The organism is Streptomyces apricus (assembly GCF_008369065.1).
GTDB classification, from domain to species: Bacteria; Actinomycetota; Actinomycetes; order Streptomycetales; family Streptomycetaceae; genus Streptomyces; species Streptomyces apricus.
Genome location: NZ_VDFC01000041.1, coordinates 1 through 11296, shown reverse-complemented (window position 1 = coordinate 11296; position 11296 = coordinate 1). Strand labels below are relative to the sequence as shown.

Here is an 11296-nt window from a genome sequence, read left to right as displayed (position 1 = left end):
CTCCAGCAGCGCCCACTCCCCCGCCCGCCGCACCGTCACGGCGACCGTCGACCGCGTGTGCCGCTGCGCGTTGTCCAGCAGGTTGCCGAGCACCCGCACCAGCTGCCCGCGCGAGCCGCTCACGTCGACGGCGGCGTCCGCGCTCACGGACACCGGGACCCGGTCCCCGGTCCGCTGCCCGGCCTCCGCGCGGACGAGCGCGGCCAGGTCGAAGCGCGCGTCCGCCGGCCGCTCCCCCGCGTCGAGGCGGGCGAGCAGCAGCAGGTCGGCGGCCAGCCGCTGCAGCCGTACGGTGTCCTCGACGGCCCCGTCCACGTCCAGCAGCTCCGGGTGCGCGGCGCCCACCTCCAGCTGGGTGCGCAGCGAGGCGATGGGGCTGCGCAGCTCGTGCGAGGCGTCCGCGACGAACCGACGCTGGCGCTCCACGGACTGCTCCAGGGCGGCGAGCGTCTCGTTGGTCGTCCGGGCCAGCCGCGCGACCTCGTCGTGCGTGTCCGGCACGGGGACCCGCCGGGTCAGGTCCTCGGAGGCGGTGATCGCCGCCATCTCGCCCCGGATGTCCTCCACGGGGCGCAGCGCCCGGCGCGTGACGAGCCAGGTCACCAGGGCCACCACGGCCAGCAGCAGCGGGAACCCGATGAGGATGACGGTCAGCGCCGTGCTCACCGCCTCCTGCTCGGCGGTCAGCGGCGCACCGGCGTGGACGGTGAGCTCGCCCCTCCCCTCGATCTCCACGGGCACGGTGGCGAAGCGGTAGTCCGCGGTGTCGCCGTCGATGGTGGCGGAGCCGTTGGCGAAGGAGGCGTCGCCGATGTCGCCGGCCTCGGACGGGTCGTCGTCACCGGCGGCGGCGTCACCCGCGTCGTCACCGTCGCTGTCGTCGTCGGCATCGGCATCGGCGTCCGTGCCGCCGCCGGTGTCGCCCGTGCCGCCCGTGACCGCGCCCGGGGCCTGGGGCCTGACCCGGTCGAGCCCCGTGCCGCTGATCCTCTCCAGGTCCTTGGTGACCGCGACGAGCCTCCCGGCCGCGTCCACGACCTGGACCGGCTTGTCGTCGTCGTCCAGCGACAGGGCGGCGTAGGACTTGCCGGTCGCCAGGTCGCCTGCGACCGTACGGGCGGTGCGCTCGGCCTCCGTGCCCGCCTGCTCGCTCAGGTTGGTCCACAGCGACAGCAGGACCGCGGCGCCCGCGGCGGCGAGCGCGACCGCCACCACGACGCTCGCGGCGAGCGTCGCCCTGGCCCGTACGGACCCGAACAGCCGCCTCACCTCGCCTCCAGGCGGTAGCCGGCGCCGCGCACGGTGCGGATCAGCGTGGCCCCCAGCTTGCGGCGCAGCGTGCTGATGTAGACCTCGACGATGTTCGGGTCGCCGTCGTACGCGAAGTCCCAGACGTGCTCCAGGATCTCCGCCTTGGAGACCACCTCGCCGGCCCGCACGACGAGCTGTTCGAGGACCGAGAACTCCTTGGCGGTGAGCACGACCTCGTCCTCGCCCAGGTGGACGCGCCGGGCGGCGGTGTCGACCTTCAGCCCGCCGAGCACGTGCACGGGCGACCCGCCCCCGCCCGAGGGCCCGCGCCGCCGCAGCAGCGCCTTCACCCGGGCCACCAGGACGACGTAGGAGAACGGCTTGGTGAGGTAGTCGTCGGCGCCGGTGTCCAGGCCCTCCGCCTCGTCGTACTCGCCGTCCTTGGCGGTGAGCATCAGGATCGGCACCTCGTGGCCGGCGGAGCGCAGGGCGCCGCACACCCGGTAGCCGTTCATCCCGGGCAGCATGATGTCGAGGATGACGAGGTCGTACGTGCCCTCGCCGGCCCGGTGCAGCCCCTCCAGGCCGTCGTGGACGACGTCCACGGCGTACCCCTCGGCCGTCAGGCCCTTGGCGAGCGACAGGGCCAGCCGCTTCTCGTCCTCCACGATCAACAGGCGCATGCGTAAAGAGTCCCAAACGGAACCTGAAGAAGCCTTCAGGGTGCTTCAGGTCCGCTTCAGCGTCGACCGGCCAGATTGGAACACGTCGAAAGGCACCGGACCACCTGATAGCGGAGGAATCCCCATGAAGCGCAACATCGTCATCGCCACCGTCGCGGTCGCCGCCCTCGTCGGAGGGGGTACGGCGACGGCCCTCGCCGTCACGGGTGACGACGAGGCGCCCGCGAAGCAGCAGCAGTCCGGCGTGCGGGTCGCGGACGACGACCGCGACGACCGGGACGACCGTGACGACGACCGGAATGACTCGGCCGACGACGACCGGGACGACCGCGACGACAAGGCCGACAGGGCCGAGGACGCCGCGAAGGCGAAGGCCGCCGAGGTCACCGCCGCCGACGCGATCCGGGCGGCCCTGAAGAGCATCCCGGGCACGGCGGTCTCGGCCGACCTGGACGACGAGGGCAGCAGCGTGGTGTGGGACGTGGACGTGCTGTCCTCGGGCGGCGCCTGGCACAGCGTGCGGATCGACCCGGGCACGGGCAAGGTGCTCGGCTCGCAGGCCGAGAACGACGACGACGCCGACGACACGGCCGAGGCGCGGGCCGCGCTGAAGGGCACGTCCGTGACGGCCGTCGAGGCGGCGGAGGCCGGGGCGGCGAAGGGCAAGGTCACGTCGGTCGACCTGGACGACGACGGGCGCACGTCCGCGTGGGACGTCGACACGACGGCCGCGAACGGGACCGAGAAGGAGTGGAAGGTGGACGCGAAGTCCGCGGCGGTGACCGCGGACCGCGACTCGGACGACTAATACCTTTCTCGCCCCCGCCGCCCCGTTCATGCACGACAGCACACCGGACAGCGCCTCACCTGCGCCCCACACCCCGATCCGCCCGATCCGCCCGGTCCACCTCAGCCGGGCCGGCTTCCTGCGAGCGGCCGCCACGGCCGCGACCTGCGGGGGCGGTCCGCTGCTCCGCACCCCGGCCCCCGCGGCCGCGGGCCCCCTCCACGTCTCCAAGGTCGCCGACCTCACCGGCCCGCGTCTCACCACCCGGTTCCGTATGGAGGCCACCGACCTGGGCGTGCCCGTACAAACGCCCGACGGCCGGCTCCTGTTCGTCTTCGGCGACACCTTCGAGGACGCCAGATCCGGCGGCGGGTGGTGGCGCTCGCCCGTCGCGCTGTACGGGCGCTTCGACGGCCGCGGCGGCCCAGTCGTCTGGACCGGCGCGGTGGGCGGGCGGCACGCCCGGCAGTTGTGGCCCTACGACCATGACAACGCCGATTACTCCACCGTGCTGCCGTCCGACGTAATCACCCTCGGGAACACCATGTATCTGCACGTCATGATGAACAAGGGGCTCGGCAACGTGGTGCGCACCGAGATCTGGCGATCGGACGACCTGGGCGCGACCTGGAACCCCACCGGTGCCGTGTTCGCCCCGAACCTGCACGGCGGCATGTTCCAACTGCTCACCTGGGCCCTCGGCAACGACGGATACGTCTACGTCCTGTCCACCGGGTTCCAGCGGAACAAGCCGGTGATCCTGCACCGCATCCGTCCCGACCGGCTGGCGGACCCCGGCGCCTACGAGCCGTGGGGACGGGGACCCGACGGCCGCTGGGCCTGGGGCAACACACCCACGCCCGTCCTGGACGGCACCTTCGGCGAGCTGTGCCTGCGGCTGCTCGACGGCCGATGGATCCTGACCTGGTTCAACCAGGGCGACTACCGCATCGAGGGCCTGGTCGCGGACCACCCCACGGCGAACCTGCGCACCGCCCACCGCCGTACCCTGCTGTGGGGCACGTCCTGGGGCAACGAGGACGACACCCACGTGGCGCAGTTGTACGGCGGCTACGTCATTCCCGGATCAACGCCCGACGACCTCCACCTGTCGGTGAGCCAGTGGAACACCGAGACGGGATGGCCCTACCGCGTCATGCAATTCCGCGTTCGCGGTCTTGCCCTCTGATGGTGATGCCGTGGACGATCGGCGCCTTCCTCACCGTCGCGCCACCCCGGCCGGCTCCTCCCCACCGGTGAACGGACCCAGTGGGTGGCGAGCGCGTCCGCCGTGTTGCCCGTGCCCAGTACGCCGATTCTCATCACGCATTTCCTCCCACGACCTGCTCGGACCATTCGCAACGACGCTAGAGGGCCTGTCGGGCACCATTTGGTACGTGCCGACCGACGCTTTCCTCGCCGACTGCCGTGCTCGCCTGGCCTTCGACCTCCTGTCCAACACCTGGAACGCCGTGGTGCTCTGGGCCCTGCGCGACGGTCCCAGACGCCCGGTCGAACTACGCGAGCGGATCGGAGGGATCAGCTCCAAGGTCCTCACCGAGACCCTGCGGCGCTTGCAGTCCAACGGACTGGTGCAGCGGCGGGCACACCCCGGAGCGCCACCACGCGTCGACTACCAACTCACCGCCCTGGGCCGGACTTTGCTGGCGCCCATCGACGCAGTCGGAGCGTGGGCCTTCGAGCATGGCGATGAGGTCATGGCAGCCCAGGAAGCCCGATGCACCGCCGTCCAGTGCCCCTCGGAGTGAGCGCAGCCGTCGCCGGCAGATGAGTGCGCAGCCCAGGGTGAGGAAGGCTTCGTGGATGTCGTCGCGGATCTCCCAGCGGATCCGCAGGCGGCGGAACCAGTGCAGATGGGCGAACGCGCCTTCCAAGAACCGTCGTTGGGCGCCCAGGCCGAAGCCGTGCTCGGTGGCGCGGCAGGCGATCAGCGGCTTCACCCCCAGGTCCCGGACCAGGCGGCGGTACTTGTTGTGGTCGTAGCTGCGGTCGGCCAGCACCACGTCCGGGCGGCACCTACCGCCGGCTGGCCGTCCGGGACCCGGCCGCCCCACCCACGCTGATCGAACAACTCAGTCATGACCCCGCGGTCTGGACACGCCAAGCAGCGGTGGGCGTTGCCGCCTGACCGCCGCCCACAACCGCGCCGCGGGCAGCGGACGGCTCCCGGCCCGGAGCTGTCCTGCTGTCCGGCGTCGCCGCGCGGGCAGGAGCGCGGCGTCCTCGTTCTGCGGGTGCTTGCAGGGCTGGTCCGTGGTGGGTGGTCAGCCGCGGCGGAGCAGGGTGATCTGGTGCTGGCCCGCCACCACGGCCCGCGCCAGTTCGATGCGCGCGCTCTCCTGCTTCATGGCTCTGGCGAGCCGGGAGCGGTGTTCGGGTGGCGGCACTGCCGAGGAGGGCAGTTCGGGCAGGGCGGTGGCGAGGTACTCCTCGACGCGCTCGATGATTTTCGTCAGGTCGGGGCGGATGGCTCCGGTGTGGTCGACGACGCCCTTGATCATGTTGGTGATCTGGGCGATGTCCTCGAAGTCCTCGATGCAGCAGGGCTTTTGGGTGAGGCGGCACTGGGCCTTGTAGAGGTCGGCGAGCCACTGGTCGGGGTTGTCGAGCTCGGCGCTGGCCTGGTCGTTGTGGCGGACCTTTTGCAGCCAGGCGAAGACCTGCTGGTGGTGCAGGAGGGTGTACGTGGCGAGGACGCCCGTCAGAAGGGCGGCGCAGGCGGTCACCGCGAGGGTGCCGGCGCTGGTGCCGATCGCCAGCGTGGTGCTGGTCATCATGCTGTTGTTCCGTTCAGAAATTGGCTGCCGCCCGCCGCGGGGAGCGGAAGGACGGCGCCGGTGGTGGGTCCGGTGAACCGGGGTGGTGTCAGTGCCCGGGGACGGAGTGGCGCAGCTTGTCGACGTCGTTGACGACGATTTGCCGGTAGCGGGCTTCGACGATGCCGCCGTGGTAGCGCAGGGTCCGCAGCGCGTTCTCCGTGGTGGAGACGCCGATCTGGAGAGCGGCTGCGATGTCCTTCTGGGTGATGCCGGAGATGACGGTGCGGTGGGAGGTCTCGGGGTCGGGGGCGCCGGCGGTGTCGGCGAGGTGGACCAGGAGCCGGCCGACGCGCTCAAGGGGCGGCCGGATGAGCGTGTAGAGGAGTTCGTCGCTGCGGTTGCGCGCTTCGAGGCTGCGCAAAAGGGCGCGCTGGATCTCAAGCCGCTGGCGCAGCAGTGCGTTGAAGGAGCCCTCTTCGCAGGGGATGACGACGGTCCGGGTCAGGCACTGGGTGCGTACGGAGGAGTCGTCGGGGGTGATGAGCTTGGCTTCTCCCACGACCTGGCCGCGTCCCCTGAACCTGGTGACGGTGGGGAGGTTGTCGCCTGTGCCGAGCGGGAAGCGCTCCTGTTTCACGGCGCCCTCCCAGATGATGTAGACGCTCCGGTCGGTGCGTCCCATCGGGAGGTTGTCGCCCTGGTTGAACCGGCGGCTGCGCAGTCCTGCCTGCAGCAGGCGCTGCCAGGTGCCGGCGCTCATGCCGGAAGGGAAGCTCCCTTCCGGCATGCCGGTGTTGTCCTGGAGGTCGATGGGCCGGGCAGCTTCGAGGGTGGGTGGCATCCTCACGCTCCCGCTGCGGTGGCCGCGGGGGAGCACGCACCGGCGCGCACGCCCCGTAAGGAACGGTCGTGACGATGTGTCACTGAAGAGGTGCCGCGGGATCCGCGGCAGGACGGCGGTATGACGCCGCCAGCGTTGACGGTGTGCATGGCTGGTCTGATTCCTCGTTGTGTTGCTGTACCGGGCCCCACTGAGCAGCGGGGCCCGGCGTGGTGGGTCCGGTGTCCTTTCCGGGAAGTGCGGCTGCGACCGGGTGGTGTGGGCCCAGTCAGGTGATGGCGATGGTGAACGGACTCAAAGTACCCCTCGGCAGGAGTGAAGAGCCACTCGCACTTTCGAATGCCTCCCACAGAATAATGATCATGCCCGGAAACCCTTATGGGCAGGGGATTGTTACGAACGGCCGGACGGCAGGCCGGTACAGGCAACGCTTAGCGCTTTTCGAGAGATTTCCGGGAGCCTTTTCCCGCATATGCATACGGGCTTCCGAAAGGTTTTTTCTCGTATGACCGGAGGGTGGCGCAGGAGCAAACCGGCAGCAAAAACGGGAGGTCCTGAGGCACCACCCTCAAGACCTCCCGGAAAGGTCCGGACCCACCAAGGTTCAGACCACTGCCACGCTAACACCCTCCATGCGGGCAAGGGCACTCCTGACTAGTTATTCCAGGCCAGACGGCGCCGACCGGCCAGGGAGACGCCTCCCCAGGAGGGGTTTGTTACGAAGAGCCCCCTGCGCGGTCGCACTCCCGAGCCGTCCGACCGGTTTGCCGCTTCGCCCTTTTTGCCCATACGTGAGTGATGCAACTCCACCGCAGCCCGAACATGACAACGCTATCAACGAACCGGCACCGTTCAAGACCCACCACTTTCAGTCAGGCGCAGACGCGCCCGACCGGCCACCTGCACCGGACAGAGTGCAGGCAACACCCGAAGCGGAACCGGCAACCCCCATTCCTGACCATGCCCGAATCCTCACATGCGGAAGGAAATTCCAGGTCAAGAGCCGACGTCACAGGAATATCTATCGGCCTTGCATACGACTGGAATGGCAGCGGAAACTTTCGAGGCAACACATAAGTACTGCAAATGTCGACTAGTACCCTGACCGGCCGTTCGCGGCCCTGTACACGCTTCCCGCCGCACCGGCCCCACACCGGCCTCCTGGCAAAAACTCCCGCCCCGTCAGCTCCCCTCCCCTACCCGCGAGTTGCACACCGGCCAAGATCCACAACCGGGGCGCGACCGGCACAGTCACCGATCACCTGGACACGCAGCGTGAAAAAACTCCCAGCTGACACGCGCCCCTCCTGCGCCCCGCGCACTCCCATCGGCAGCCTTCACCTCTAGCGCCTCCCCCGGCACCAGCGCCACGGCCACCCCAACCAGCCCGCCCGCATTGGGAACTGACGTACGAGCGGGTGCGCTGCGCCACGCTGTCCGCCTCTCGACAGGCAGCCGCCGGGAAGAATTCGACCTCTGGGCCGGCCGCGGGGGCAGCCGGACGGGCCTGCTGTGCGATCTGGTCACCGAACGCCTCAAGAACCTGCCCAAGGGCTCCCTGCGCCAGGCGGACCTGGACACTCTGCTGGTCACCGAGCGGATCTTCGGCCCGCTCGGCGCCGCCCTGCAGGCCACCCGTTTCGTCGTCCTGGCCACGCATCCTGCCCTGCGGGCGGATTGTGACCGCATCGATGACGCCGAGGAGGCACTCGATGACGGTGTCGCCGTCGACGATCCGCGAGTGACCCAAGTGGCCGCCGAGCGGCACGCCTTCGAAAGCGTCCTGCAGGCTGTCATCGAGGAGTCCGGCCTGAGCGAGGACGACGATGCCCTCTTCGACGCCTGGGACACGTTGCACCCTGCCACCGCCACTGCCATCGTCGATGACGGCGCCGGCGCGGCCGGCCTCCGCCCGGGTCGGCGGGAGGCCGACTCCATGAGCGTCGTCGAAGTCACCGGCAAGATGCCCTACGACCTCTCCCCCGCCCGCCTGCGCTGCATGGAACTGGCGGAAGAACTGTCCGCCCAGGACCCACCCGCCGCCTGAAACGCGGCCTGAGCAAACAGCGCAGCCCGTCACGATGTGCCTTGCGAGGAGCACCGTTCATGGACCACCAAGATGTTCAGGCCGCCGTGGCGCAGATGCTGGAGGTGCTGGGGCCCCGCACGGGCGAGGACTGGACGGTGCCGGCCGGCTCGCTGGAGTGGAGCTGCCGGCAGACGGCCGCGCACATCGGCCACGACTTGCTGGCCTACGCAGGGCAGCTCGCCGTGCGTCCGGCCGACGCCTACCTGTTGTTCGATGTGCGCGTGCGCCCCACCGCCTCGCCTGCTCAAGTACTGCAGGTGGCCGCCGCCTGCGGCGGATTGCTCGCCAGCGCGCTGGCCACCGCCGAGCCGTCCCTGCGGGCCTGGCACTGGGGCCCGTGCGACCCGACGGGGTTCGCGGCGATGGGCGTCGCCGAGATCCTGCTGCACACCCAGGACATCACCCGCGGGCTGGGCGTGGACTGGCTGCCGCCGGCACCGCTCTGCGCGGCCGTACTCGACCGGCTGTTCCCCGACGCCCCGCCCGGCGAGCCCGTCCCCGTGCTGCTGTGGTGCACCGGACGAGGGGACCTGGATGGTCTGTCCCGCCGGACGTCGTGGACGTGGAAGGCGGCACGGCCCGACTGAACACACTCAACCCGGTGAGCCTGGGCATTCGGAGCGCTGGACGGCCGGGGCCTGCACGAGGCGGTGCAGCGCGGTTGCGTAGCCGCCGGGACCGGCGTCCTAGGCGGCGGCCGGAGCGTTTTCCGGGTGCGGCGTGGTCAGTGGTAGGCGTGGACGACCGCGTGGCCCTTGCCTCGGCCGATCATCCATCGGTTCACCGGAGTGGTGAGCAGGAAGGCGATGACGAAGCCGCCCAGCAGCGACGTCCAGAAGAGGGTCTCGTCCAAGTGGGCGTCCATCGCGCCGGGGACCAGCGCGATGATGCCGTTGTCGACGAGTTCCATGACGACGATGGAGACGGTGTCGGCGGCCAGCGCCACCTTGATCGCGCTCTTGAGGCCCAGGCCCGCCTTGCGGATCGCGAACAGGGTCAGGGAGTAACCGAAGACGAAGGCCAGCGCGATGGCCAGAATCATGGTCGCGGCATTGCTCCACATCAAAGCCGTGCCGATCGCCATGCCGAGGATCTCGCCGATCGCGCACCCGGTCAGGCAGTGCAGGGTCGCCTTCGCGGCCGCCGCCCAGGTGACCGGACCGGCGTGGTCATGACTGTGGCCGTGGGAATTCCGGTGCGCGTCGTGGTCGTGGTCGTGTGCAGCGCCGGTGCCGGTGTCGTGGTGGTGTGCGCTGTGGTCCATGGTCGTCTTCCCCCTGTCCATCCAACGGTGCCCGTGTCGGTTTCGGTGTCGGTTCGTTTCCGTTCCTCTAACGCTATACCCCCCGGGGGTATTTCAGGTGTAGGTGGGGGTGCCAAGGGGCGTGCCCGTCAAACGGCGGGCACGCCCCTGTGGTGGCTTAGAGGTCAGCTCTTGTTGAGGAGCTCGTTCATGGTGTTGATCTCCTCGCTCTGCGAGGTGATGATCTGGTCGGCCATCTTCGTGGCGGGAGCGTAGGCGCCGTCGGTCTTCTCTGTCTTCGCCATCTTCACAGCCCCCTTGTGATGCTTGATCATCATCTGGAGGAAAGCGGTGTCGAACGCCGTGCCCGACGTCTTCTCCAGCTCGGCCATGTCGTGGCCGGTCATCATGCCGTCCATAGCGTCCATGCCGTGCGTGGAGTGGTCCATGGCGTCCTGGGAGGGCACGCTCTCACCCCAGGAGGTCAGCCAGGCCGAGAGCGTCCTGATCTCGGGGTCCTGGGCCTTCTTGATGTCCGCGGCCAGCTTCTTGACCTGGCCGGAGCCGGCGCGGCCGGATGCGAGATCGGCCATCTCGACGGCCTGGCGGTGGTGGGGGATCATCCCCTGCGCGAACGCGACATCGGCCGCGTTGTGCTCGCCCTGCGATGCCGATGCCGATGCCGATGCCGATGCCGTGGCGGACGCCGATGCCGACGTGGAGCGGTGGCCGTCGTGGTCCGTCGAGCCGCAGGCGGCCAGCGCCACAAAGGCGGCGCAGACGGCGGCCATGGCGGCGCCGCGGCGGAAGAGGGAACGCGTGCTGTTCATGGGTGCAACTCCTTCGCGCATGCCGAAGCCGGCATGCGGGCGGTCTGGTTGAGAGCAGGCAGGAGCACGGCACCCGGAGCGGATCCGGTCCGGCTCTGGCCGGGGAGGATGGGTGCCGTGCGGGCTGCTCTATATCCGCAGAAGCTGCAGTTCGGACAGGTCGGGCGGAGCCCTGCCGCTGGTCACCGTCCCGGGCGCGCCGGCCGCATTCATGGCACAGACCGGAGCGTCGGAGAGCGTCGCGCAAAGGGCCGGCGGCATGTACGGGGAGCTCGTCCCGGTCGCCGCGCACGCCGCGTCCGCATGGGCGAGATGGCCCGTACCGCCGTTCAGGTGCGCGCACGGGGCGCCGGCTTCGGGCACCGGGTCCGCGTGCGTCAGCGCCATCGGGTGGGCGGCCGGTGAGGACGCCGGGGGCATCGCCCCGTGCGGCCCCAGACCGTGCATGCCCAGTACGCCGGCCAGCACGGTCATTACCAGCAGCGTCAGCAGCCGCCCTGCCGGGCGGCGACGCGACGCAGAGCCGGTGACCATGACCCCCATCCTAAGGGTTGTCCCGTAAATGATCTACGGCATGCTCGGTGACCTGCTGGTTTCTGCGTCACCCGGCGAGGGCGAGGTTGTGCAGGCGGGCGATGCCGAGCGTGGCGTGGTGAACGCCGTCGCCTTTCAGGCGGCAGTCGCGGAGGATCTTCCAGCCCTTCATACGGGCGAAGACGTGCTCCACGCGGGCGCGGACCTTGCGGTGCGAGGCATTGTGTTCCTCCTTCCAGGCCGGGAGTTCGGCCTGGC

12 protein-coding genes and 1 pseudogene are annotated in these 11296 nt (G+C 70.0%); 5 read left to right on the top strand and 8 right to left on the bottom strand.

Annotated elements, in window-relative coordinates; all coding sequences use genetic code 11:
* Together FGF04_RS18045 and FGF04_RS18040 are read right to left on the bottom strand one after the other, a co-directional pair.
* Nucleotides 1-1269 (bottom strand): histidine kinase dimerization/phospho-acceptor domain-containing protein (locus tag FGF04_RS18045; RefSeq protein WP_149512364.1); only part of this gene is annotated, 1269 nt, incomplete at its 3' end.
* Nucleotides 1266-1934: a response regulator transcription factor gene (locus FGF04_RS18040; RefSeq protein ID WP_149512363.1), complete on the bottom strand. Its 669-nt coding sequence runs from the start codon at nt 1932-1934 to the stop codon at nt 1266-1268. The genes FGF04_RS18045 and FGF04_RS18040, both read right to left, overlap by 4 nt.
* 124 nt (nt 1935-2058) lie before the next feature.
* Between FGF04_RS18040 and FGF04_RS18035 the strand changes: the two genes are divergently transcribed.
* From FGF04_RS18035 to FGF04_RS18020, 3 genes are all read left to right on the top strand, one after another.
* The gene (locus FGF04_RS18035) at nt 2059-2742 is read left to right on the top strand and encodes a PepSY domain-containing protein (protein WP_149512362.1); all 684 of its coding nucleotides are present in this window, start codon (nt 2059-2061) and stop codon (nt 2740-2742) included.
* Between the two features lie 28 nt (nt 2743-2770).
* Nucleotides 2771-3910, top strand: coding sequence for a DUF4185 domain-containing protein (locus FGF04_RS18030; RefSeq protein WP_149512361.1), 1140 nt, complete (start codon nt 2771-2773; stop codon nt 3908-3910).
* Nucleotides 3911-4118: 208 nt separating this feature from the next.
* Nucleotides 4119-4490, top strand: a complete 372-nt coding sequence (locus FGF04_RS18020; RefSeq protein ID WP_149512360.1) for a winged helix-turn-helix transcriptional regulator — start codon at nt 4119-4121, stop codon at nt 4488-4490.
* 516 nt (nt 4491-5006) lie between these two features.
* Here the strand turns inward: FGF04_RS18020 and FGF04_RS18010 are convergent.
* Together FGF04_RS18010 and FGF04_RS18005 are read right to left on the bottom strand one after the other, a co-directional pair.
* The gene (locus FGF04_RS18010; RefSeq protein WP_149512359.1) at nt 5007-5519 is read right to left on the bottom strand and encodes a hypothetical protein; all 513 of its coding nucleotides are present in this window, start codon (nt 5517-5519) and stop codon (nt 5007-5009) included.
* Between the two features lie 88 nt (nt 5520-5607).
* A complete protein-coding gene (locus FGF04_RS18005) occupies nt 5608-6342 on the bottom strand; it encodes a Crp/Fnr family transcriptional regulator (protein WP_149512358.1) in 735 nt (244 codons plus the stop codon).
* 1492 nt (nt 6343-7834) lie between these two features.
* On the opposite strand from FGF04_RS18005, the pseudogene FGF04_RS18000 reads away from it, so the two are divergent.
* Together FGF04_RS18000 and FGF04_RS17995 are read left to right on the top strand one after the other, a co-directional pair.
* Nucleotides 7835-8389, top strand: a pseudogene (locus FGF04_RS18000) (MerR family transcriptional regulator); the annotation flags it as partial.
* A gap of 59 nt (nt 8390-8448) precedes the next feature.
* The gene (locus tag FGF04_RS17995; RefSeq protein ID WP_149512357.1) at nt 8449-9018 is read left to right on the top strand and encodes a maleylpyruvate isomerase N-terminal domain-containing protein; all 570 of its coding nucleotides are present in this window, start codon (nt 8449-8451) and stop codon (nt 9016-9018) included.
* Nucleotides 9019-9155: 137 nt separating this feature from the next.
* On the opposite strand, the gene FGF04_RS17990 is transcribed toward FGF04_RS17995, so the two are convergent.
* The 4 genes from FGF04_RS17990 to FGF04_RS17975 all read right to left on the bottom strand — a co-directional run.
* Nucleotides 9156-9695, bottom strand: a complete 540-nt coding sequence (locus FGF04_RS17990) for a DUF4396 domain-containing protein (protein WP_149512356.1) — start codon at nt 9693-9695, stop codon at nt 9156-9158.
* A 164-nt stretch (nt 9696-9859) separates the two neighbouring features.
* A complete protein-coding gene (locus FGF04_RS17985; protein WP_149512355.1) occupies nt 9860-10504 on the bottom strand; it encodes a DUF305 domain-containing protein in 645 nt (214 codons plus the stop codon).
* Between the two features lie 129 nt (nt 10505-10633).
* Entirely contained in the window at nt 10634-11038 is a 405-nt protein-coding gene (locus FGF04_RS17980; protein WP_149512354.1) for a DUF6153 family protein, read from the bottom strand.
* Nucleotides 11039-11105: 67 nt separating this feature from the next.
* Nucleotides 11106-11296 (bottom strand): transposase (locus FGF04_RS17975; protein ID WP_149512347.1); only part of this gene is annotated, 191 nt, incomplete at its 5' end.